The organism is Stenotrophomonas sp. I18B00994 (assembly GCF_014145825.1).
GTDB lineage: Bacteria > Pseudomonadota > Gammaproteobacteria > Xanthomonadales > Xanthomonadaceae > Stenotrophomonas > Stenotrophomonas maltophilia.
Map to the genome: position 1 here is coordinate 13413 of NZ_JACIUW010000032.1, position 22864 is coordinate 36276.

Consider the following 22864-nt stretch of genomic DNA (forward strand, 5'->3'; position numbering starts at 1 on the left):
ACGGGGATTCCCCGTTTTACCCCTGCCGGCGGGTGGGGGGCCAATAACAACAACGTATTCAGTCGTTGCTGCAAAGCATCAGAATACGCCTCAGGCTGACCACCAGTACAACGGCCTGGACGGTTCCACGCGCAGGCCTGCGATCGGCCGATGCTCCACGGCCAACCGCACGCCCCGGTATGGACCCGGCGGCTGCCAGCGCGGCGGCAACGCGCTACCCTTGCCGCCCCCGATCTGGTCCCGCCCATGTCCGTCGACAACAACCAACGCGATCTCGAAGCCGGCATCCACACCGACCTGCAGGGACGCCTCACCTACGGCGGCTACCTGCGGCTGGACCAGCTGCTCAGCGCGCAGCAGCCGCTGTCCAGCCCGCCGCACCATGACGAGATGCTCTTCATCATCCAGCACCAGACCTCGGAGCTGTGGCTGAAGCTGCTGGGCCATGAGCTGCGTGCCGCAATCGGCTTCCTGCAGCGCGATGAAGTCTGGCAGTGCCGCAAGGTGCTGGCGCGCAGCAAGCAGGTGCTGCGCCAGCTGACCGAGCAGTGGTCGGTGCTGGAAACACTGACCCCTTCCGAATACATGGGCTTCCGCGACGTGCTGGGCCCGTCGTCGGGCTTCCAGTCGCTGCAGTACCGCTACATCGAGTTCCTGCTGGGCAACAAGAACGCGCAGATGCTGCAGGTGTTCGAGCACGACCCGGCCGGGCAGGCGCAGCTGCGCACCGTGCTGGAGGCGCCCAGCCTGTACGAGGAATTCCTGAAGTACCTGGCCCGCTTCGGCCATGCCGTGCCGGCGGTCTACGAGGCCCACGACTGGACCCAGCCGCACGTGGCCGACGACGCCCTGCAGCCGGTCTTCGAACGCATCTACCAGGACACCGACCGCTACTGGCGCGAGTACGCGCTGTGCGAGGACCTGGTGGACCTGGAGACCGCCTTCCAGCTGTGGCGCTTCCGCCACATGCGCACGGTGATGCGGGTGATCGGCTTCAAGCGCGGCACTGGTGGCTCGTCCGGCGTGGGCTTCCTGGCCAAGGCACTGGAGCTGACCTTCTTCCCCGAGCTGTTCCAGGTGCGCACCAGCCTGCAGGCCGCGCCCCCGGCAGAACAGGCCTGATCCGTATTCAGCTTGGATCGCGGCCGGCGGCTGGATCGTTTCAGATGCAAGTTCAGCGAGCAGGCTGGCACCTGCCTCAAACGGCGTGTATTTGACGTGAACGCCAGAAGTCGGTGATCCTCGCGCGTTGCTCCAACTGCACAGCGGACGTGCTCGTCATCCACCGAACCAGGAAATCCGCATGAGCGTAAACGCCACTGCGAACACCCCAGAGCCGGCGCTGCCGGACTTCAAGACCACGCTGGGCCACCCGCGCCCGTTGTGGATGCTGTTCATGACCGAGTTCTGGGAACGCTTTGCGTTCTACGGCATCCGCTGGGCCTTGGTGCTGTACATCGTCGCCCAGTTCTACAACGGCAGCGCTGCCGGTGAAGGCGACGCCAGCCGCATCTACGGCGCCTACCTGGCCCTGGTGTACGCCGCGGCGATCTTCGGTGGCTACGTGGCCGACCGGGTACTGGGCTACCAGCGCTCGATCCTGACCGGCGCGATCATCATGGCCGCCGGCCTGTTCATGATCTCGCTGCCGCAGGAGCACATCTTCAAGCTCGGCCTGGCCACGATCATCGTCGGCAACGGCCTGTTCAAGCCGAACATCTCGACCATGGTCGGCAAGCTGTACGGGCTGAAGGACGAGCGCCGCGATTCGGGCTTCACCATCTTCTACATGGGCATCAACATCGGCGCGATGATCGCCCCGGTGCTGACCGAGTACCTGGCCCGCAAGGTGTTCGGTACCGACGCGATGCCGTCCTACAAGGTCGTGTTCATCGCCTCGGGCGTGGGCATGCTGATCTCGCTGGTGTGGTTCTACATCGGTCGTGCCGGCCTGAAGGGCATCGGTGCACCGCCGGCCGGCGCTGAAGGTTTCGGCCGCATCATCATGGTGCTGGCCGGTGCCGTGGTCGCCATCCCGGTCGCGTACTTCCTGCTGGCCACCGGCGCCACCGCGCTGGCCTGGATCCTGGGTGCGATGTTCACCGCGCTGGCCGTCCTGCTGCTGGTCGAGGGCATCCGCGAAGGCAAGGTGCAGCGCGACCGCGTGATCGCCATGCTGATCATCTTCGCCTTCAACGTGATGTTCTGGATGTTCTTCGAACAGGCCGGCAGCTCGTTCACCTTCCTGGCCGAGAACATCGTCAACCGCCAGTTCGGTGACTGGACCTTCCCGACCGCGTGGTTCCAGTCGGTCAACTCGGTGGCGATCATCACCCTGGCCCCGGTGATCGCCTGGATCTGGGTGGCCATGGGCCGCGCCAATCCGTCGATCCCGCGCAAGTTCGGCCTGGGCCTGCTGTTCAACGGCGCCGCCTTCGCGCTGCTGATGTTCGCCCTGTCGCAGATGGTCGTGGACGGCAAGATCCCGTTCTGGACCCTGTTCATGGTCTACGTCATCCAGTCGGTGGGTGAGCTGTGCCTGTCGCCGATCGGCCTGTCGATGGTGACCAAGCTGGCCCCGGTGCGCCTGGTCGGCTTCGGCATGGGCGGCTGGTTCCTGTCCACCGGCATCGGCAACAACCTGTCGGGCATCTTCGCTGGCGTGGTCAGTGGTGAAGGCGGCATGACGGTCGAGTCGGCCCTGAAGGGGTATACCTTCGGGTTCTGGGCCCTGATCGGCTCCGGCGTGGTGCTGTTCCTGATCGCCCCGCTGATCAACAAGCTGATGCACGGCGTCAAGTAATGATGAGAGGGTAGAAGGCATGCGTAGCAAGCTCGGTACTGCGGTAGTGGTGGTCTGTGCGGCGCTGATCGGCGCCTGTTCCCAACCGCAACCGCCTGCCACCGCCGAGCCCACGCAGCCCCTGGATACCCGACCCACCGAGCCACCGGTCGCTGACCCCAGCGAACCGGTGGCCTCGGGCAACACCCCGGTGGCGGCAGACATCGCCGCCATCGCCGGGCTCGGTGCGCAGTTCGACCCGGCCCGCAACCCCGCCGATGACCTGGCCACCGCCAAGGTGGAAGCCCAGCGGGGCAAGAAGCGCATCCTGCTGGAGGTCGGCAACGCCGCCTGCGAGCGCTGCCGCGCGCTGGACGATGTGGTGGAAGGCAACGGCGACCTGCGTCGCTTCCGCGATGCCCACTACGTGTGGGTGAAGGTCAACGCCAGCGACGAGCAGCCCAACACCGCCTTCTTCGCCCAGTTCCCGGTGATGGAGCGCGACTACCCATACCTGCTGGTACTCGATGCCGATGGAAGCCTGCTGGTCTCGCAGGCCACCGGCGAACTGCGCAGGGGCGAAGCCTTCCAGCCGGCACGGGTGAGCGCGTTCCTGAAACAATGGGCACCTGACAAACCGGAATAGGGGTAGTGCCGGCCGCTGGCCGGCAGGGGTGGGCCGACCGCTGACCGCCATCTCCGGTGGGTGCCGACCGTTGGTCGGCACAGAAGTGCATCCACGCATGGCGTGGATCTACTGTGGTTGCGGTCACATTCCCGGAATCGGCATCTCAATATCGCAACGCGCTCGCCGTTACCGGCAAGGACCTCAGTCGACATCCCGTCGATGCAACCTTCCGGAACGCCCATGCACAGCGACCACGCCGAACGACTGCCCGAATCCGCCAGTGAGTTGGCCGAGGGTGGAGCAGGCGAGGGCGTAACCTTGCCGCCGCAGGCGGCGCTGCTGGATGACACCGGAACCGGCGAGGCCACCGTCGACCTGGCGCCGCCGCGTCATCGCCTGCCGCAGATCGCGCTGCCCGACAACGTGGTGCTGAAGGGGGCGGTGCAGACGCTGGTCGAGCAGAAGTCCCGGCTTGATGCGCTGGCCGCCGATGGCCAGCTGGCCGGGCTGCTGCCACCGGAGTGGCAGGGGCACGGCGTGCGTGCGATCGAGCTGTCCACCTTCATCCAGGGCGTGCTGCCGTTCCTGCAACCCGGCGAACGTGGCGAAACCGCGCCCGCGCGCCTGCCGGTGCGCCATGTGCTGGGAGACGACAGCCGCTGGGGCCTGGACGATGTCGCCGAACCGAAATCGCTGGCCTGGTACCTGGCCAGCGACGAACGCGCCACCGCTGGCAGCAAGGACGTGGCCGAGGCCTATCTGGTGGGTGCGCTGGGACTGGCGTGGATGCAGGAAGGGCGCAGCCGCCCCGGCTTCCTGCGCGCGATGGGGCAGGACAGCCTGGCCGCGCGGGTGACCATGCTCGGCTACCCGCCGGCCAACGAACTGGCGCTGTACAGCGTCACCGCGCATGGGCAGCAACAGATCTGGTGCGTGCATGGCCGCCGTCGCATGCGCCCGCTGGTGGCGCCGTGGCTGAGCGTGCCGGTGCTGACCGCGTATGGCGTGCCGGCGCCGGTCGCGTGGCCGTCCAGTTTCCCGCCGGTGGAGGCCGTGGCCGAGCTGCTGGCGACCGCACGGCAGGGGCGCGCGCTGCCGGAAGTGGACCTGGCCAAGGCGGTGGCGAAGATCGCCGAGGACGCTGCCTCGGAAGCCTGGCAACCGGTCAGCCTGCTGCAGCTCAATACCTGGTCACCGCGTTGGCATTTCTTCCTGGGCACCTTCGTCGGCCTGCCGTCGCTGCTGCTGGTGGCGGCAGCGCTGGCGCTGCCGGGGGCGGTCGAAGCAGCCACGGTTGCGGCTTCCCTCGGCTTCGCCGGTGGTGCCATCGCGGCGCTCGCGGTGCCGTGGATCCATGCACGGCGCAAGCATCTGAGCTGAAGCATGAACGCCATCCGCGCGTGGCGTAGATCTACGGGAGGCCGGGCGCCGCGGTCTGCAGCTGCTGCCGCGCCCGCTCCATGGCAGTCTGCAATCTTTGCTTGAGGACCTCCCGGGAGGGCAGCGTGGTCAGGTACTCCGCAACATGGATGCCTGAGCGATCCAGCTCCAGCAATTCAATCTGGCCCGCTTTCTTCCCTGTGCAGAGGATGATGCCCAACGGCGCCTGCTCGCCGTCCTCACGTTCGTACCGGTCCAGCCAGCGCAGATAGAGTTCCATCTGTCCCTTGTAGGCCGGCTTGAACTCGCCGATCTTCAACTCGATGGCAATTAGTCTGCGCAGGCGCCGGTTGTAGAACAGCAGGTCCAGGTGGAAGTCATCGCCGTCGATCTGGATGCGCTTCTGGCGGGCGACGAAACTGAAGCCCGTGCCAAGTTCAAGCAGGAAGCCCTGCATCTCGCGAAGGATCGCGGTTTCAAGGTCCTGCTCGTCCCAGCTGTCCTTGAGGCCAAGAAAGTCCAGTACGTAGGGATCACGCAGTACCAGCCCTGGAGACAGCTGCTGGTTGCCGCGCAGTGCCGCCAACTCTTCGGCGATGGTCTGCTCTGGCTGACTGGAGAGTGCCGTGCGCTCATACAGCATCGAATCGACGCGCTGGCGCAGCGTACGTACACTCCAGCCCTCGGTGGCGGCCATCTGTGCATAGAAGTCGCGCTTGAGTGGGTCCGCCAGTGGGATCAGCGCGATGAAATGGGTCCAGCTCAATTGTCGTATCAGCGATACGACAATCTGCTCGTCTGCAAATGCGATGGAGAACTGCACCATCCGGCGCAGGCTCTTCTCACCGAAGGATGTGCCGAACTCGGCAGACAACGCCTTGGCGATCCGGGTGAAGAGAACCTCGCCGTAACGCGCACGCTGCCCCGCCATCTGGTCAACATGGATGCGACGACCGATTCGCCAGTACAGCAGCGTCAACTCGGCGTTGATGGACCTGTGCATCCTGCTGCGCGCTGCGCAGATCAGCTCTCTGAGATCGGCCAGCAATTCCTGGCCATGCGGCGACGTTGAACGCGAGTCATCCATGAGGGAGCCCGTTCGACGTGGATGGCCGGGCTGATACCCGTTGAACGTTTACCGTCCGGCCGCACACGTGAGCAGTCCAATAGGAGAATTCACTGGATCAGCCCGTTTCGATACACCAGCCTGGCGGAAACGGGCCGTATCGGGACAATGCGGAAATGCTGCTGGGCGAGGGCGACACTTCAGGACGGGATCTGCGGAAGGTGAATGCGTCCGATGGCATCGTTCGCGGTCGGTCCGCAGTCCGCCAAGAAGCGGGTCCCGTCAGATCAAAGGGGGCGGACGACAATCGCCCAGCCACTGTTCCGCTACCGGCCGGGATCGGCACCCGCGACTTGGGGCCCAAAACGACTTAATCCCCTCCGTCCCCTTTTTCTTTCAGACGCCTTCGCCCATCCGCTCCAGGCCTTCGCCGGCCAGGCGCAGGATCAGCTTCTCCAGCACCTGCTCTTCCTCTTCGCTCAGCACCGACATCAGCTTGCGGGTGATCTCGATCACCATCGGCGCGATGGTCTCGTACACCTCGAAGCCGGCTGCCGACAGCGCCAGCACCGAGCGGCGGCGGTCGTCGCCGTGGGTCTCGCGCTTGATGAAGCCGCGCTCCAGCAGGCGGGCCACGGCGCGGCTGACCGCCACCTTGTCCATCGCCGTGCGGTCGGAGACCTCGCTGGCCGAGGAGCCCGGGTACAGCGCCAGGATGGTGATCACCCGCCATTCGGGAATCGCCAGACCGTAACGATCGCCGTATAGCTTGGCGATGTTGCCGCTGACCCGGTTGGACAGCACGCTCAGCCGGTACGGCAGGAACTGTTCCAGGTCGAGCAGGACGTGCGAGGAACGCAGGCGGGTCGAGACGGGATCGGCGGGGCTCATGTTGCGGTGCACCTTGCTGGTGGTTTCAAGTGTAACTATAAGGGGTAGGTCCAGACCCTGCATTCTCGCCGGGTCCCTACCTGCCCGCACCTGGTTTGTACCGATGCGGTACCGATTCGGAGCCACGCCATGAATACCGCAGTCCCGACCGCCTCGCATCCCAACCCCGGCATGCAGGTCACCACCTTCGAGAACCCGATGGGCATCGACGGCTTCGAGTTCGTCGAATTCGCCGCCCCGGCCGGCCGTGGCCAGGAGCTGCACGAGTACTTCCGGAAGATGGGCTTCAGCGCGGTGCTCAAGCACAAGCAGCGTCCGATTACCGTCTATCGCCAGGGCGACGTCAACTTCCTGGTCAATGAGGACCCCGATTCGTTCGCCGCCGACTTCGCCGAGAAGCACGGTCCGTGCGCCTGCGGCTTCGCCATCCGCTTCAAGAAGCCGGGCCAGGAGGTTTACCAGACCGCGCTGGGCAACGGCGCCGAAGCCATCGCCTTCAAGCCGGACAGCAAGGCGGTCAGCGCGCCGGTCATCAAGGGCATCGGCGACTGCATGCTGTACCTGGTCGATCGCTACGGCAGCGCCGGCAGCATCTATGACGGCGACTACGAGCCGATCGCCGGTGCCGACCTGCACCCGGTGGGCTTCGGCCTGACCTTCATCGACCACCTGACCCACAACCTGTATTTCGGCAACATGCAGCAGTGGTCGGACTACTACGAGCGCCTGTTCAACTTCCGCGAGATCCGCTACTTCGACATCAAGGGCCTGAAGACCGGCCTGGTGTCCAAGGCGATGACCGCGCCGGATGGCATCGTGCGCATCCCGCTGAACGAATCGTCCGACCCGAAGAGCCAGATCAACGAATACCTGGACGCGTACAAGGGCGAGGGCATCCAGCACATCGCCTGCTTCACCGAGAACATCTACGAGACCGTCGAAGCGATGCGCGCGCAGGGCGTGGACTTCCTCGATACGCCGGAGACCTACTTCGACGTGATCGACCAGCGCGTGCCGAACCACGGTGAAGACGTGCCGCGCCTGGCGAAGAACAAGATCCTGATCGATGCCGATCCGGAAACCCACCAGCGCAAGCTGCTGCAGATCTTTACCCAGAACTGCATCGGCCCGATCTTCTTCGAGATCATCCAGCGCAAGGGCAACGAAGGCTTCGGCGAAGGCAACTTCACCGCACTGTTCGAGAGCATCGAGCGCGACCAGATCCGCCGCGGCGTGCTGTAAGGTCTGCAGGCAATGTCGGCGTCCCGCCGGCATTGCCTGTCCGAATGGTCGTGCCGGCCGCTGGCCGGCAATCTCTGGAGTTCCCATGTCCCCCGCCATCACCGCCCGCGGCTACCAGTCCGGCTTCGGCAACGAATTCGCCACCGAGGCCGTTGCCGGCGCGCTGCCGGTCGGGCAGAACTCACCGCAGAAGGTGGCCCACGGCCTGTACGCCGAACAGTTGACCGGCACCGCCTTCACCGCGCCGCGTGGCAGCAACCGCCGCAGCTGGCTGTACCGGATCCGCCCGGCGGTGACCCATGGCGAGTTCACCCCGTTCGCGCAGTCGCAGCTGCAGTGTGATTTCGGCGCACAGCCGGCTTCACCGAACCAGCTGCGCTGGAGCCCGCTGCCGCTGCCGGAGCTGCCGACCGATTTTGTCGAAGGCCTGTACACGATGGGTGGCAACGGCTCGCCCGATGCGCATGCCGGCGTGGGCATCCACCTATACGCTGCCAACCGCGACATGGTCGGCCGCTACTTCTACGACGCCGACGGCGAGCTGCTGATCGTGCCGCAGCTGGGCGCGCTGCGCCTTCTGACCGAGCTGGGCGTGATCGAGATCGAGCCGCAGCAGATCGCGGTGATCCCGCGCGGCGTGCGCTTCCGCGTTGAACTGCCCGATGGCCCCAGCCGCGGCTATATCTGCGAGAACTACGGTGCGCTGCTGAAGCTGCCCGACCTCGGCCCGATCGGATCCAACGGCCTGGCCAATCCGCGCGACTTCGAGACCCCGCATGCGGCGTTCGAGGACGTCGATGGCGATTTCGAACTGATCGCCAAGTTCGAGGGCCGCCTGTGGCGTGCGCCGATCGACCATTCGCCGCTGGACGTGGTGGCCTGGCACGGCAACTACGCGCCGTACCGCTACGATCTGCGCCGCTTCAACACCATCGGTTCGATCAGCTACGACCACCCGGATCCGTCGATCTTCCTGGTGCTGCATTCGCCCAGCGACACCCCGGGCACCAGCAACATGGACTTTGCGATCTTCCCGCCGCGCTGGCTGGTGGCGCAGAACACGTTCCGTCCGCCGTGGTTCCACCGCAACATCGCCAGTGAGTTCATGGGCCTGGTTCATGGCGCCTACGATGCCAAGGCCGAAGGCTTCGTCCCGGGTGGCGCCTCGCTGCACAACTGCATGAGTGGTCACGGCCCGGACGCGCCGACCTTCGACAAGGCCTCCAGTGCCGATCTGTCCAAGGCCGATGTGATCAAGGACACGATGGCCTTCATGTTCGAGACCCGCGCAGTGATCCGCCCGACCGCACAGGCGCTGGCCGCTGGCCACCGCCAGGGCGATTACCAGCAGTGCTGGAACGGCCTGCGCAACAACTTCCGCTGACCCTAAAAAGGGGACGGAGGGGATTAAGCCGCAATCAGCACACGTTTGCCTGAAACGACTTAATCCCCTCCGTCCCCTTTTTCTTCAGGCGACCTCGGCGAACGCGTCGCAATGCTCCAATGGCAACGCCTCCAGCAGGCGCTGCCGTACGCGCTGGCAATAGCCATCCGAAGTGAGCGTGGGCAGCAGCTGCATTGCCGACTGCAGTCGCTGCAGCACCTCGTCCTCCGCACGCGCTTGCTGCAGGTCGCGGAACAGCGCCGCCGCCTGTGGATGCCGCTGCATTTCCAGGATGCCCAGCACGTAGATGCGCGCTGCCACCAGTGAGCGCCGGCGTTCGACCGCGGGTGCAGCAGGTGTCGCTGCCGGCGGCGCGGGCACCGGCGCTACCGCGGCTGCGGTCGACGGTGCTGGGGTCGTGGCGCCCGTGCCGGTGCTCAGGTACCCCGCCTGTACCAGCTGGATGACCATCGCCGGTGCTTCCTGGCCGAGCAGACCGGTCAGGTCGGCGACGGTACGCTGGCCGTCGCACAGGATCAGCAGCCGGCGCTGGCGCATGTCCAGCGGCGCGCGGTGGGCCTGCAGCGCGGTTCGGGCGAGATCGGTCTTGCGCGGTTGCATGGAAGGGACGGCCAGGTCGGTGCTCGCCGAGCCTGAACGAAGGCGATGAAACCGCGATGACAATGCAGCGCCTGCACACCGGATGGGCTAGCGTGCAGCCATCCTTGTGCCAGGGAACCGCACCGATGAAGCACCTTCCGCTTGCTGGTCTGTTGCTCCTTTCGCTCACCGCCTGCAGTGCTGGCCCCGACAAGCAGGGGGCGGCCGGCAGCGGCAGCGACACCCCGGCGGAAACCGCCTCGGCGACCGGACCCGCGCAGTCGACGGATCCCGACCTGGCCACCCGTCCAGCCAATGACCGTCGCGAGGACAGTCCCGCGCGCCTGGATGGCTTCGCTGGGGCGAAGCTGGGTGCCGGCATCGCCGAGGTCCGTGCCGGCTTCGGCACGCCGCTGCAGGGTCTGGGCACCGATGCGGCCGGCAAGCCACTGCCGGCTGACGACAGCAACGAAGGCTGCTACTTCCTGCGCCCGCAGGATGCCGAAGATCCGCGCCTGATGATCGAGGGCCGCAAGCTGGTGCGCTACGACGTGCGCAGCGCCGCCATCACCGCACCGGGCGGTGGCAAGGTCGGCATGACCCTGGGTGAGCTGCAGGTGCTGTATCCCGAGCGCGCGGACGTCGGCCCCGACAAGTATGACGAGAAGGCCCAGCACCTGCGCGTGCGCCCGGCGCAGGAGGGCGGGGCGGTGATCGACTTCGCACTCGGTGCCGATGGCCGGGTGGGTGCCTGGCGCGTCGGACAGACCCCGCAGGTCGATTATGCGGAAGGCTGTGGCTGATCCTTGATCCACGGCCCAGCCGCGCGTACGGGCCAAGCGTAGAATCGCGCCACGACCGCTGGGGGAGTGCTCGATGATCGCCATTGCCATTGCCTGGTTCCTGCTCGGCCTGCTGCTGCTGGCGCTGGGCGGGGATTCTATCGTCAAGGCCGTGTCCGGCCTGGCCCAGCGTTTCGGGGCCAGCCCATTCACTGCCGGGCTGTTGCTGCTCGGGGTGACCACCTCGTTGCCGGAACTGGCAGTCAACGCGCGCGCCCTGGCGGTGGGCCAACCGGAGCTGGCACTGGGCAACGCGGTGGGCAGCAGCATCGTCAACCTGGGCGTGACCCTGGCCGTGGCGGCCATGGCTGCGCCCCTGCTGCTGTGCGCGCGCCTGCAGACGGTGCTGTGGTGGTCGCTGCTGGCGGCGGGTGTGCTGCTGATCCTGTTCGGGCTTGATGGCGGCCTGGCACGTTGGGAAGGCGGCATACTGCTGGTCGGCTTCATCGTGGTGCAGGTGCTGCTGCTGCGCCGCGGTCGCAGCGAGAGCGCGGAGGTGCAGGTGGCCATCGCCGAGTCCGCACTGAGCCGCACCAGCCTGCCGTTGAACGTGCTGCGCGTGCTGATTGCCGCGTTGACGCTGTACTGGGGCGCGCGCCTGGTGGTGGGCGCCGCCGCCGACTTCGGCGCCGCCCTGGGTTGGACGCCCCTGCTGGTCGGCCTGCTGCCGGTGGCGATCGGTACCGCACTGCCGGAGGTGGCCACCGCCATCGCCGCCGCGCGTCGCGGGCATGGCGACATGGTGCTGGGCCACGTGCTGGGTTCCAGCGTGGTCAACCTGCTGCTGGTGATCGGTGCGATGGCCGTGCTGCAGCCGCTGGCGCTGCCGGCCTCGTTCGTGCGCCTGGAACTGCCGGCGCTGCTGGCGTTCGCGCTGGTGCTGTACCCGATGCTGCGTGGCGACCTGAAGATCAGCTGCGGCGAAGGTGTGATCCTGCTGGTCGCGTTTGTCGGCTGGTTCGTGCTGGAACTGCTGCTGGTCGGCGCGGCATGAGGTAGTGCCGGCCGCTGGCCGGCAACCTCACTGCCTCTGACGGAACCCTTGCCACTGCCGGCCAGCGGCCGGCACTACCGGTTCTGCGTGGTTTCTTCTTCCCGCACCGGCTCCGGCGGCGGCAGCTGCTCCTCGGCGGCACGTTCGTTGCCTGGCAGGGTGGGGCGGGTCTCCATCAGCAGCGACAGCGCGGCCTTGGCCATCATGTGCGCGCTGATCGGTGCGGTGATGAACAGGAACACGGTGATCAGCAGCTCGCGCGGCTGCGGGTCCTGGCCGAGGAAGATGTGGTAGCAGACCGAGCACACCAGCACGCAGCCCACGCCCAGCGTGCTGGCCTTGGTCGGCGCGTGCAGGCGCTTGAAGAAGGTCGACAGCTTCACCAGGCCCAGTGCGCCGACCAGGATGAAGAAGCAGCCGAACAGCAGCAGGATCGACAGGCCGATCTGGATCGCGGTGATCATTCGACGATGTCCCGGCGCAGCACGAACTTGCTCAGCACCACGGTGCTGCCGAAGCCGAGCATGGCGATGATCAGCGCCGCCTCGAAGTAGATCGGCGAATTGAGGTACATGCCGAACAGCATCAGCTCGGCGATCGCGGTCACCGACAGGGTATCCAGCGCAAGGATGCGGTCGGGCACGGTCGGCCCGCGCAGCAGGCGCCAGGTGGCCAGCAGCATGGCCAGGCCGACCACGTGCATGCATACCACCAGGGTGGTCTGGATGACTTCAAAACCGGTCATGGGAAGATCTCCATCAACGGCGCCTCGTAACGGCGCTTGATCGTATCGATCAGGTCCTGTGGGTCCTCCAGGTGCAGCACATGCACCAGCAGGAACTTGCGGTCGTCGCTGAGCGCGGCCGAGACCGTGCCCGGGGTCAGGGTGATCATGCTGGTCAGCGCGGCGATGCCGTGGATGTTGGCGATGTCCAGCGGCAGCCAGATGAAACCCGGGTGGATGTTCTTTTCCGGGCCCAGCACCTGCAGGGCGACGCGGATGTTGGACATCAGGATGTCCCACAGGGTCACGCACACCAGCCTGGGCAGTGGCCGCAGGGTGCCGATACGGGCGAACTCGCGGTCCAGGCGCGCGGCGAACAGCGGCACCACCACGCCCAGCAGCAGCCCCAGCACGATCTGGCCGAGGGTGAAGCTGTCGGACATCAGCAGCCAGAACGCCACCACCATGATGCTGAGCATCGGCGAGGGAATCAGGCGACGGAACAGGGAGCGCTGGGCGGTCATGGCTGGCGGATCTCCGGCGTGGTCGCACGCAGTTGCTGCACGTACTCGCTGGGTTGCAGCAGCTGTGCGGCGGTGGCGTCGGTGTAGCGCATCAACGGTGCCGCGGCCAGGGTCATGCCGATGCCGTAGGCCAGCAGCAGGCAGGCGGCGTAGAGTTCTACCCGGCGCAGGGGAGCCTTGCGCGGCTTCGGTGCATCGGGATCGACCGGCGGCACGCGCCAGAACAGGCGGATGCCGCCGCGGGTCAGACCCATGATCACCAGCAGGCTGCTGACCAGCACGGCGGTCCAGACCGGGCCGGTGTACTGCGCCGGCATGCCGGCCAGCAGCGCGGCCTTGGCCAGGAAGCCGGACAGAGGCGGTAGGCCGGCCACCGACACTGCCCCGATCAGGAACAGCACCGCCGGCGTTTCCTTGCCTGGCATCGGCGCCACCACCTCCTTGCGGTCGCTGGCGCCACCACGGCGGCGGCGGATCAGGTCGGCAACCAGGAACAGCGCAGCGGCCACGAAGCTGCTGTGCGGCAGGTAGTACAGGCCGGCCGACAGCACCTGCGGCGTGCCCACCGAGAAGGCGACGAACAGCGTGGCTGCCGACACGATGACCAGGTAGGAGATCAGCACGCGCAGGCGGGTCGCGGCCAGCGCACCCAGACCACCCAGCACCAGCGTTGCCACGCCGGCCCACAGCAGCCAGTCGCGGCCATAGCCGGCCATCGCGCCCGCGTCATCGCCGAACCACAGCATCTGGATGCGCAGCACCGAATACAGGCCGACCTTGGTCATGATCGCGAACAGCGCCGCCACTGCGGCCGGCGCGCGCGAATAGGCTTCCGGCAGCCACAGGTACAGCGGCATCAGCGCGGCCTTGGCGCAGAACACCAGCAGCAACAGGCCCATCGTGGCCTTCACCAGGGTCAGCTGCGTCGGCGGCACCGCGGCAATGCGCTGCGACAGCTCGGCCATGTTCAGCGAACCCAGCGTGGCGTACAGCAGGCCCAGCGCGATCAGGAACAGGGTCGAGGCGGTGACGTTGAACACCACGTAGTGCAGGCCGATGCGCATGCGCAGGCCGCGGCCACCGCTGAGCAGCAGGCCGTAGGAGGCGATCAGCATCACCTCGAAGAACACGAATAGGTTGAAGATGTCGCCGGTCAGGAACGCACCGTTGAGGCCGACCAGCTGGAACTGGAACAGTGCATGGAAGTGCGGTGCGCGGCGGTCCCAACCCGAGCAGGCATGCAGCAGGCAGGGAATGGCCAGCAGCAGGGTGGTCAGCAGCATCCACGCCGACAGCCGGTCGGCCACCAGCGCGATGCCCAGCCGCGACGGCCAGTCGCCCAGCAGGTAGACGTTGATGTCACCGCCCGCGGTCGACGCGAACAGCAGGCCCACCGCCAGCGCCAGCGCCGACAGCGAGGTCCACGCGACCGCGCGCTGCACCCTGGGGCCGTAGCGGCGGTGTTCGACGAACAGCGACAGCGCGGCGCCGAGCAGCGGAATCAGGATCGGCAGGATCACCAGATGGTTCATGCGCGGTCCTCGCCCTGGCGCGGCGAGGCGCTCTCATCCTGCAGGTCGTCGTCGGGCTCGTGGGCGTCCACATGGTCGCTGTGGTTGTCGCTGCGGCTGCGCATGGCCAGCACGATGCTCACTGCGGTCATCGCGAAGGCGATCACGATCGCGGTCAGCACCAGTGCCTGCGGCAGCGGGTCGGTGTAGTTGCCCAGATGGCTGTCCACGCCCTCCTGCAGCACCGGCGCCTTGCCCAGCACCACGCGGCCACCGGCGAAGATCAGCAGGTTGGTGGCGTAGGACAGGAAGGTCATGCCGAGGATCACGTCGAAGCTGCGCGCACGCAGCAGCAGGTAGATGCCGATGGCGGTCAGCACGCCGATCGCGGTAGCCAGGGCCAGTTCCATCAGTGCATCTCCCCGGTGCGGGCCGAACGGCGTTGCAGGTCGATCTCACCCTTGCGGGCAGCGCGGGTACGCGAGGGCTTGATCGTGCCCATCATCGACAGCATCAGCATGGCGCCGCCGAACACCACCAGATAGACGCCGATGTCAAAACCGATCGCGCTGGCCAGCGGCACGTCGCCGATCAATGGCAGATGCAGGTCGAGGTGGCCACTGGTCAGGAACGGCACGCCGAACAGCATCGAGGCGCTGCCGCTGAGCAGGGCGATCAGCAGCCCCATGCCAATGCAGCGGATGTAGTCGAAGCCGAAGCGCGATTCCACCGACGCGGTGCCCTGGATCACGTACTGGATCAGCAGCGGCACCGCCAGCACCAGGCCGGCGATGAAGCCACCACCGGGCGCGTTGTGGCCGCGCAGGAACAGGAAGATCGACACGGTCAGCGTCAGCGGGAACATGATCTGCGCCAGGTCGGCCGGCACCGGCAGCTTGATTGGCGGGCCGGGCATGATCTGTTCCGGTGCCATCCGCGTGCGGCGCAGCAGTGCGTGCACCACCAGCGCGGCGATGCCGAACACGGTGATCTCGCCGAAGGTATCGAAGCCGCGGAAGTCGACCAGGATCACGTTGACCACGTTCTGGCCGTAGGCCTCGGGCAACGCACGGGCGAGCAGTTCGCCGGCCATGGTGTTCGGCGGCAGGGTCATCGCCGAATAGGCCAGCGCACCCAGCCCGGCGCCGGCGATGATCGCGATCACCGCATCGCGGCGCTTGCGCCAGCGCGGACGTTCCGGCCCGGACTGCGCGGGAAGGTAGTTCATGCCCAGCAGCATCAGCACCAGGGTCACCATCTCCACGAGCAGCTGGGTCAGGGCCAGGTCGGGTGCGGACAGGAACACGAAGGTCAGCGCCACCATCAGGCCGACGCCGCCGACCAGCAGCACCGCCAGCAGGCGTTGCTTGTAGATGCGCAGGGTTGCCACCGCGCAGGCCATCATCACCAGCCACAGCGCCCAGCCCAGCAGCGGCATCGGCTGTGGCGCGGTCCAGTTTGGCGACGCCGGATCTGCCACGAATGGCGCGGCGGCAACTGCGATCGCCACCAGCACCAGGCCCAGCAGCATGCGCTGCAGGCTGCCGTTGGCGATGCCGTTGGTCAGGCGCATGGCCAGTGCGGACACGGCATCCAGCTGTGCATGGAACACATTGCGGCCAGTGCTGACGTTGGTCACGGCATGCAGGTTGATCAGCTTGCGCAGGCCGAAGTACAGCGCCACGCCGCCGATCACGCCGATCGCGCTCATTGCCAGCGGCAGGTTGAAGCCGTGCCATACCGCCAGACTGTACTCGGGCATGGCGCTGCCGAGGATCGACGCCGCAGCGGCATGCAGCACCGGTGCCACGGTCAGTGCCGGGGCGATGCCTACTGCCACGCAGATCACCACCAGCAGTTCCACCGGTACCTTCATCCAGCGCGGTGGTTCGTGGGGCACGCGATCCAGGTCGTGCGGGCCGGCGCCAAAGAAGGTGTCGTGCACGAAGCGCAGGCTGTAGGCCACCCCGAACACGCCAGCCAGCAATGCGGCGATCGACACCGCCGTGCGCATGATTCCCGGGCCTCCGGCCGTGATCGCCTCGGCAAACAGCATTTCCTTGGACAGGAAGCCGTTGAGCAGCGGGATGCCGGCCATCGCCAGCGAGGCGATGATCGCCAGCGCGCTGGTGAACGGCATCAGCCTGCGCAGGCCGCCCAGCTTGCGCATGTCGCGGGTGCCGGTCTCATGGTCGATGATGCCGGCGGCCATGAACAGCGAGGCCTTGAAGGTGGCGTGGTTGAGGATGTGGAACACACCGGCCACCACCGCCATCGGCGTGGACAGGCCGAACAGCAGGGTGATCAGGCCCAGATGGGAAATGGTCGAATAAGCCAGCAGGCCTTTCAGATCGTGCTGGAAGATCGCGTTCCAAGCGCCGATCAACAGCGTGATCGCACCGATGCCGCTGACCGTGTAGAAGAACAGGTCGCTGCCGGCCAGCGCTGGATGCAGGCGCGCCAGCAGGAACACACCGGCCTTCACCATGGTGGCCGAATGCAGGTAGGCAGAGACCGGAGTGGGCGCGGCCATCGCGTGCGGCAGCCAGAAATGGAACGGGAACTGCGCGCTCTTGGTGAAGATGCCCGCCAGCACCAGGAACAGCGCGTACGGGTACAGCGCGCTGGCGCGGATCTGCTCGCCGGCGGCCAGCACCACGTCCAGGTCGAAGCTGCCGACGATGCGCCCGATCAGCAGTACGCCACCGAGCAGCGCAAGGCCGCCGCCGCCGGTGATCACCAGCGCCATCCGCGCGCCCTCGCGGGCGTCCTGGCGATGCGACCAGAAACCGATCAGCAGGAACGAGCTGATGCTGGTCATTTCCCAGAAGATCATCAGCAACAGCAGGTTGCCCGACAGCACCATGCCCAGCATGGCGCCCATGAACAGCAGCAGGTAGCAGTAGAAGCGGTGCGCGTTGTCCTGCTGGCTCAGGTAGTAGCGCGCGTACAGCACCACCAGCGCGCCGATGCCCAGCACCAGCCCGGCGAACATCCACGCCAGCCCGTCCAGGCGCAGGGTGAAGTCCAGGCCGATCTGCGGCAGCCAAGGGACCATCGTCCGCACCACCTGGCCGTCGAGTACGGACGGGGTCAACCAGCCGAGGATGGCCAGTCCGCCCAACGGCGCCAGCGCCGCCAGCCAGGCAGCAGTCGAGCGCGAACTACGGGGGAAGGCCGCAACAGCCGCTGCCATCAGGAACGGCAGGGCCAGCAGCAGGGGCAGGCTGGGGAGCATGCAGGGAATCCATGATTCACGAGCAGGTCAGGGAGGATAACAGGCTGCGAAATGTCGCTGAAACCCATCGAACAGCGATCAATTGCATGTAACGTCCGCTGATTCATATTTTCTGCGACGCAACATCGCGTTCCTGCGTCTTCTCCTCGCTTGCCCTCAGGGGACGCCCTACGCCCACGCAGGGAGACCGCAGGCCCTGTCGCACAGGGGCTGCCGTCGACGGGCGGGAAGTGGGGAGCGGATCACCGGCGCAGGCTGGCAGGGCCGTCGTGGAGTGCGGGTGATGGAATCTGCCCGTTCAGGAAACGAGGGGCGCCGTCGACCCTGGGCAGGTCAGTAGCGCCAGTCGAGCTTGCGGTAGAACTTGGCCATCACCCAGGCCGGGCCGATCAGCAGGTAGGTCAGGTCGGTCAGGAAGCTGGGCTTGCGGCCCTCGAACTTGTGGCCGATGAACTGCGCGATCCAGGCCACCACGAACACGCCCACCGCCAGCCAGAACAGGTTGTGCAGGCCGATTTCGGCCTCCAGCAGGCGGCACAGGCAGCCGAACACGAAGAACTGGATGAGCATGCCGATGCCCAGCGGGCGCGACAGTTTGTTGTAGAAGCACCAGGCGCTGAACATCGCGAACGCCGACCAGATGCCGTACTGGAACCAGGTGATCAGCGGCGGCAGGCACCAGAGCAGAGCCACCACCGACCACAGGATCGCCGGGACCGCCACCACGTGGATGCGCTGGTTGATCACATTGCGGTGGTCGTCGGAGTAGCTGGCGAAATAGCGGTCGATCGGCCGCGCAAGCTCGGTGGATGTCTGCATGCTGCGTTGCTTCCTCGGACAACGGTAGTGCCGGCCGCTGGCCGGCACTCCAGAGCATAGCCGAGTTCATGAGGTTGCCGGCCAGCGGCCGGCACTACCGAACGCGCCCCCCGCCTTTCCGGCCGGGGGCGCAGGGGGATCAGTCGACGCTGATCCCGGCCAGGCGCTGCAGTGCCTCGGCATACTTGGCGCGGGTGCGCTCGATGATCTCGGCCGGGATGGTCGGGCCCGGCGCGGTCTTGCCCCAGTCCAGCGTCTCCAGGTAATCACGCACGAACTGCTTGTCGTAGCTCGGCGGGCTGGTGCCCACTTCGTACTCGTCGGCCGGCCAGTAACGCGAGGAATCCGGCGTCAGCATCTCGTCCATGATGTACAGGCGGCCATCGGCGTCGGTACCGAACTCGAACTTGGTATCGGCCAGGATGATGCCGCGCTCGCGGGCGTAATCGGCCGCGAACTTGTAGATGCGCAGGGTGGCGTCGCGCACGCGCTCGGCCAGCTCCGCACCGACCTGCTTCACCATCGCATCGAAATCGATGTTCTCGTCATGGTCGCCGACAGCGGCCTTGGTCGAGGGGGTGAAGATCGGCTCGGGCAGCTGCTCGGCCTGGCGCAGGCCGTCGGGCAGGTCGATGCCGCTGACCTTGCCGGTGCGCTGGTAATCCTTCCAGCCGCTGCCGATCAGGTAGCCGCGGGCGATTGCTTCCACCGGCACCGGCTTCAGCTTGCGGGTGACCACCGCGCGCTTGGCATACAGGGCCGGGTCCACGCCTTCGGGCAGCACGCTGGCCACGTCGATGCCGGTCAGGTGGTTGGGCATCAGGTGCGCGGTCTTGGCGAACCAGAAATTGGAGACCTGGCAGAGCATCTCGCCCTTGCCCGGGATCGGGTCGGGCAGGACCACGTCGAACGCCGACAGGCGATCGGTGGCCACCATCAGCAGGTACTCGCCCGGCGGGGTTCCGGCTGGCAGCCGCTCGCGCGGGATATCGAACACATCACGCACCTTGCCGCGATGGCGCAAGGGCAGGCCGGGGAGATCGGATTGCAACAGCGTGGTTGGCACGGGCACTCCTGGGGCGTTGTCGATACGGCTGCTGCCCAACGGACCCGGCGGGCCCGCTGACCAGCGGGCGGCCTAGTGTAAAGCCGTCCGGGCCCGCTGTGACGTAAAATGAGCGTCCATTTCGTCGGTCGACCCCGGAGCGCCATGCGCTGGTACGGAAAACTGCTCGGATTCATCGCCGGCGCCCTGCTGTTCCGGCCCAATCCGCTGTTCGGGGCGGTGGTCGGCCTGCTGATCGGCCATGCCTTCGATTCGGACTGGTTCCGCCTGAACAAGGAGAATCCGTACCGGGAGCTGGGGCTGACCTCCGAGGCCACCGATGCCGAGGTCGAGCGCGCCTACCGCAAGCTGATCTCGCAGTACCACCCCGACAAGCTTGGCGGCGCCGCCCCCGAGCTGCAGCAGCAGGCCGAGCAGAAGTCGCGGCGCATCAACGCCGCCTACGACCGCATCAAGACCCTGCGCAAGCGCTGACCCCTTTCCCCTCGTTGCAAGGCCCGGCCATGTCCCACTGCCTCATCGCCCCCTCCATCCTGTCCGCCAACTTCGCCCGCCTCGGCGAGGAAGTCGACAACGTCCTCGCCGCTGGCGCGGACTGGGTCCACTTCGACGTGATGGACAACCACTATGTGCCGAACCTGACCATCGGCCCGATGGTCTGCCAGGCGCTGCGCAAGCACGGCGTGACCGCGCCGATCGACGTGCACCTGATGGTCGAGCCGGTGGACCGCATCATCCCGGACTTCGCCGAGGCCGGTGCCACCTACATCAGCTTCCACCCGGAGGCGAGCCGCCACGTGCACCGCACCATCCAGCTGATCCGCTCGCTGGGCTGCAAGCCGGGCATCGTGCTGAACCCGGCCACGCCGGTGGACATCCTCGACTGGGTGCTGGAGGACCTGGACCTGGTGCTGCTGATGTCGGTCAACCCGGGCTTTGGTGGCCAGGCCTTCATCCCCTCGGCGCTGGACAAGCTGAAGGTGGTGCGCAGGATGATCGATGCCAGCGGCAAGGACATCCGCCTGGAGATCGACGGCGGCGTGAAGGCCGACAACATCGGCGAGATCGCGGCTGCCGGTGCCGACACCTTTGTCGCCGGCTCGGCCATCTTCAACGCCAAGACCAGCTACCAGGACGTGATCGCGCAGATGCGCGCCAACGTCGCTGCGGCACGCTGACAAAAAGGGGACGGAGGGGATTAATCTCGTTTAATTCCCTCCGTCCCCTTTATCTGCGCATGGCACTGTTGAACATCCGTCCGGCCACCGTGGCCGATGCTGGCCTGATCCTGCATTTCATCCGCGAACTGGCCATCTACGAGAAGGCCGAGCATTCGGTACAGACCGATGAGATCGGCATCGCCGAGAGCCTGTTCGGCGCCGATGCCACGGCGCGCGCGTTGATCTGCGAAGCCGACGGCGAGGCCATCGGATATGCGGTGTACTTCTACAACTACTCCACCTGGCTGGGCCGCAAGGGCATCTACCTGGAAGACCTCTACGTCAGCCAGGAAAAGCGCGGCGTGGGCGCCGGCAAGGCACTGCTGAAGTACATCGCACGCCAGGCCGTGGCCGAGGGCTGCGGTCGCTTCGAATGGTCGGTGCTGGACTGGAACACCCCGGCCATCGAGTTCTACATCGCTGCCGGTGCGAAGCCGCAGGACGAGTGGACCGTGTACCGGCTACAGGGCCAGGCGCTGCACGATTTCGCCAACGGTTGAAGCGAAGTGCATCCACGCATGGCGTGGATCTACCAACCGGGTGAGTGCAAACCGCAACCCGGGGGGGGGGCGAACCGCAACCTGGGGGCAGCGAACCGCAACCTGGTGGGTGCGAACCTTGGTTCGCACTCCCTGCACACCCCAAAAAAAAGCCACGCCAATCACTGGCGTGGCCTCGCTGCATGCGTGGGAGGCTGATCCTGCCTCCATCCGTCGTCCCTGCTATGGACTCCCATTCTCCGGTAGCTGAATGACATCTGCGTGACATTCACCGCAGGCAAACAGCGCATTGCTAGCCTGTGCCACCGCATCCCTGGAAGCTCTGCATGACCACCCCGCGCTGGCGCCTGATCCTCAACGGCAAATCCGCCGGCAATGATGAGTTGCGCGACGCCGTCGGCCATTGGCGCGGGCAGGGCGTGCAGCTGGAAGTGCGGGTGACCTGGGAGGACGGTGACGCCGAGCGCTATGTCGCCGAGGCGATCGATCATGGCGTGGATGTGATCGTGGCCGCCGGTGGCGATGGCACGCTCAGTGCGGTGGCCGAGACACTGGCGCATCGTGAGGAGCTGGCAGATGCGCTGCCCTCGCTGGCGCTGATCCCGATGGGGACCGCCAACGATTTCGCGACTGCGGCCGGCATACCGACCGAACCGAAGGAGGCCTTCGCCTTGATCGGGCAGGCGGCGCCGCACGCCATTGACCTGTTGCGCGTGGACGCCGATGGCACGCAATGGTGGTGCGCCAATCTCGCCAGCGGTGGCTTCGGCACGCAGGTGACGGTGGAGACTGATGCGGGCTTGAAGAAGATGCTGGGCGGGCTGGCCTATGTGATCACCGGCATCGCCAAGCTCGGCCGCATCGAGCCGATCACCGCACGGTTGTCCGGTCCGGACTTCGCCTGGGAAGGCGACTTCATTGCGCTCGGCATCGGCAATGGTCGCCAGGCCGGTGGTGGCCAGCAGTTGTGCCCGCAGGCACTGATCGATGATGGGTTGCTGGATGTGACCGTGCTTCCGGAGCTGGAAGGGGAGGTCACCGCCACCCTCGGCCAGATGCTGAAGTCAGGCACCCAGGCTGCGCTGGAACAGCTGGCCACGCGTGCGCGGCTGCCGTGGCTGGAGGTCGCATCCGAGCGCCCGCTGACCCTCAATCTGGATGGCGAGCCGGTACAGGCCCGCCAGTTCCGCATCGAGTGCGTGCCGGGCAGGGTACGGATGCACCTGCCGGCTGGCTGCCCGTTGCTGGCTGGGAAGGGGAGGTAGAGTCGACTGTTAGTCGACTGCTTCTCGTTCCGACGGCGTAAAACCCCGCGCTACGCGCGCAAGTCGACTAACTGTGTAAACCCACCACGTTGTTCAGCGGGATTCTGGAAATAGGCGGTTGGCTGCCGATCCCCATGTGGGGTCGGTGCCAGTTGTAGTAATGCAGCCATTCAGGCAGCACGGCATCA

The 22864-nt window shown here is 66.5% G+C and carries 24 protein-coding genes; 12 read left to right on the forward strand and 12 right to left on the reverse strand.

Features of this window, described 5'->3' with window-relative positions; all coding sequences use genetic code 11:
• Window positions 1–246 precede the first annotated feature (246 nt).
• From H4O10_RS21110 to H4O10_RS21125, 4 genes are all read left to right on the forward strand, one after another.
• Window positions 247–1122, forward strand: a complete 876-nt coding sequence (locus H4O10_RS21110) for a tryptophan 2,3-dioxygenase family protein (RefSeq protein ID WP_005414712.1) — start codon at window positions 247–249, stop codon at window positions 1120–1122.
• Between the two features lie 181 nt (window positions 1123–1303).
• A complete protein-coding gene (locus tag H4O10_RS21115; RefSeq protein WP_005411345.1) occupies window positions 1304–2803 on the forward strand; it encodes an oligopeptide:H+ symporter in 1500 nt (499 codons plus the stop codon).
• Between the two features lie 19 nt (window positions 2804–2822).
• Window positions 2823–3428 (forward strand): thioredoxin family protein, encoded by a 606-nt coding sequence (locus H4O10_RS21120; protein ID WP_033833884.1) that lies wholly within the window; start codon window positions 2823–2825, stop codon window positions 3426–3428.
• A 222-nt stretch (window positions 3429–3650) separates the two neighbouring features.
• A complete protein-coding gene (locus tag H4O10_RS21125) occupies window positions 3651–4790 on the forward strand; it encodes a hypothetical protein (RefSeq protein ID WP_180845658.1) in 1140 nt (379 codons plus the stop codon).
• 31 nt (window positions 4791–4821) lie between these two features.
• On the opposite strand, the gene H4O10_RS21130 is transcribed toward H4O10_RS21125, so the two are convergent.
• Together H4O10_RS21130 and H4O10_RS21135 are read right to left on the reverse strand one after the other, a co-directional pair.
• Window positions 4822–5877 carry a PDDEXK nuclease domain-containing protein gene (locus tag H4O10_RS21130; protein ID WP_033833882.1) on the reverse strand — a complete coding sequence of 352 codons (1056 nt, stop codon included), beginning with the start codon at window positions 5875–5877 and terminating at the stop codon, window positions 4822–4824.
• Window positions 5878–6252: 375 nt separating this feature from the next.
• Window positions 6253–6747 (reverse strand): MarR family winged helix-turn-helix transcriptional regulator, encoded by a 495-nt coding sequence (locus tag H4O10_RS21135; protein WP_043034279.1) that lies wholly within the window; start codon window positions 6745–6747, stop codon window positions 6253–6255.
• Between the two features lie 129 nt (window positions 6748–6876).
• Between H4O10_RS21135 and hppD the strand changes: the two genes are divergently transcribed.
• Complete coding sequence (gene hppD, locus H4O10_RS21140) at window positions 6877–7989, forward strand: 4-hydroxyphenylpyruvate dioxygenase (protein ID WP_005411340.1); 1113 nt, start codon at window positions 6877–6879, stop codon at window positions 7987–7989.
• Between the two features lie 85 nt (window positions 7990–8074).
• Complete coding sequence (gene hmgA, locus H4O10_RS21145) at window positions 8075–9373, forward strand: homogentisate 1,2-dioxygenase (protein WP_012481453.1); 1299 nt, start codon at window positions 8075–8077, stop codon at window positions 9371–9373.
• An 84-nt stretch (window positions 9374–9457) separates the two neighbouring features.
• Here hmgA and H4O10_RS21150 read toward each other — a convergent pair whose 3' ends face one another.
• Window positions 9458–9994 carry a hypothetical protein gene (locus H4O10_RS21150; RefSeq protein WP_033833880.1) on the reverse strand — a complete coding sequence of 179 codons (537 nt, stop codon included), beginning with the start codon at window positions 9992–9994 and terminating at the stop codon, window positions 9458–9460.
• A 125-nt stretch (window positions 9995–10119) separates the two neighbouring features.
• Between H4O10_RS21150 and H4O10_RS21155 the strand changes: the two genes are divergently transcribed.
• Entirely contained in the window at window positions 10120–10776 is a 657-nt protein-coding gene (locus H4O10_RS21155; protein ID WP_049454142.1) for a hypothetical protein, read from the forward strand.
• A 73-nt stretch (window positions 10777–10849) separates the two neighbouring features.
• Window positions 10850–11809, forward strand: coding sequence for a sodium:calcium antiporter (locus H4O10_RS21160; protein ID WP_049454140.1), 960 nt, complete (start codon window positions 10850–10852; stop codon window positions 11807–11809).
• 74 nt (window positions 11810–11883) lie between these two features.
• Here H4O10_RS21160 and H4O10_RS21165 read toward each other — a convergent pair whose 3' ends face one another.
• The 8 genes from H4O10_RS21165 to H4O10_RS21200 form a co-directional block, all read right to left on the reverse strand.
• Window positions 11884–12273 carry a Na+/H+ antiporter subunit G gene (locus H4O10_RS21165; RefSeq protein WP_012481450.1) on the reverse strand — a complete coding sequence of 130 codons (390 nt, stop codon included), beginning with the start codon at window positions 12271–12273 and terminating at the stop codon, window positions 11884–11886.
• The gene (locus H4O10_RS21170) at window positions 12270–12554 is read right to left on the reverse strand and encodes a K+/H+ antiporter subunit F (protein ID WP_005411334.1); all 285 of its coding nucleotides are present in this window, start codon (window positions 12552–12554) and stop codon (window positions 12270–12272) included. The genes H4O10_RS21165 and H4O10_RS21170 overlap by 4 nt, the downstream gene beginning before the upstream one ends.
• Window positions 12551–13057 (reverse strand): Na+/H+ antiporter subunit E, encoded by a 507-nt coding sequence (locus H4O10_RS21175; protein WP_005411333.1) that lies wholly within the window; start codon window positions 13055–13057, stop codon window positions 12551–12553. Before H4O10_RS21175 ends, H4O10_RS21170 begins: the two co-directional genes overlap by 4 nt.
• Entirely contained in the window at window positions 13054–14589 is a 1536-nt protein-coding gene (locus H4O10_RS21180; protein WP_049454138.1) for a monovalent cation/H+ antiporter subunit D, read from the reverse strand. Before H4O10_RS21180 ends, H4O10_RS21175 begins: the two co-directional genes overlap by 4 nt.
• Window positions 14586–14978: a Na+/H+ antiporter subunit C gene (locus H4O10_RS21185; protein WP_005414705.1), complete on the reverse strand. Its 393-nt coding sequence runs from the start codon at window positions 14976–14978 to the stop codon at window positions 14586–14588. Before H4O10_RS21185 ends, H4O10_RS21180 begins: the two co-directional genes overlap by 4 nt.
• The gene (locus tag H4O10_RS21190; RefSeq protein ID WP_049454136.1) at window positions 14978–17806 is read right to left on the reverse strand and encodes a monovalent cation/H+ antiporter subunit A; all 2829 of its coding nucleotides are present in this window, start codon (window positions 17804–17806) and stop codon (window positions 14978–14980) included. The genes H4O10_RS21185 and H4O10_RS21190 overlap by 1 nt, the downstream gene beginning before the upstream one ends.
• Window positions 17807–18139: 333 nt before the next feature.
• On the reverse strand, window positions 18140–18625 hold the full coding sequence (locus H4O10_RS21195; RefSeq protein WP_005411329.1) for an Mpo1-like protein: 486 nt from the start codon (window positions 18623–18625) through the stop codon (window positions 18140–18142).
• A gap of 139 nt (window positions 18626–18764) precedes the next feature.
• Entirely contained in the window at window positions 18765–19691 is a 927-nt protein-coding gene (locus H4O10_RS21200; protein ID WP_005414703.1) for a phosphoribosylaminoimidazolesuccinocarboxamide synthase, read from the reverse strand.
• 144 nt (window positions 19692–19835) lie between these two features.
• Here H4O10_RS21200 and H4O10_RS21205 point away from each other — a divergent pair, with 144 nt between their 5' ends.
• The 4 genes from H4O10_RS21205 to yegS all read left to right on the forward strand — a co-directional run bounded on the left by H4O10_RS21205 (window position 19836) and on the right by yegS (window position 22676).
• Window positions 19836–20165 (forward strand): DnaJ domain-containing protein, encoded by a 330-nt coding sequence (locus tag H4O10_RS21205; RefSeq protein ID WP_005411327.1) that lies wholly within the window; start codon window positions 19836–19838, stop codon window positions 20163–20165.
• Between the two features lie 29 nt (window positions 20166–20194).
• Window positions 20195–20869 carry a ribulose-phosphate 3-epimerase gene (gene rpe / locus H4O10_RS21210; protein ID WP_049454135.1) on the forward strand — a complete coding sequence of 225 codons (675 nt, stop codon included), beginning with the start codon at window positions 20195–20197 and terminating at the stop codon, window positions 20867–20869.
• 59 nt (window positions 20870–20928) lie between these two features.
• Entirely contained in the window at window positions 20929–21411 is a 483-nt protein-coding gene (locus tag H4O10_RS21215) for a GNAT family N-acetyltransferase (protein WP_180845656.1), read from the forward strand.
• A gap of 326 nt (window positions 21412–21737) precedes the next feature.
• Window positions 21738–22676, forward strand: a complete 939-nt coding sequence (yegS, locus tag H4O10_RS21220) for a lipid kinase YegS (RefSeq protein ID WP_049454133.1) — start codon at window positions 21738–21740, stop codon at window positions 22674–22676.
• Window positions 22677–22743: 67 nt separating this feature from the next.
• Here yegS and H4O10_RS21225 read toward each other — a convergent pair.
• Window positions 22744–22864, reverse strand: a 121-nt coding sequence (locus tag H4O10_RS21225; protein WP_182681053.1) for an integrase core domain-containing protein, incomplete at its 5' end; no start/stop codon positions are given.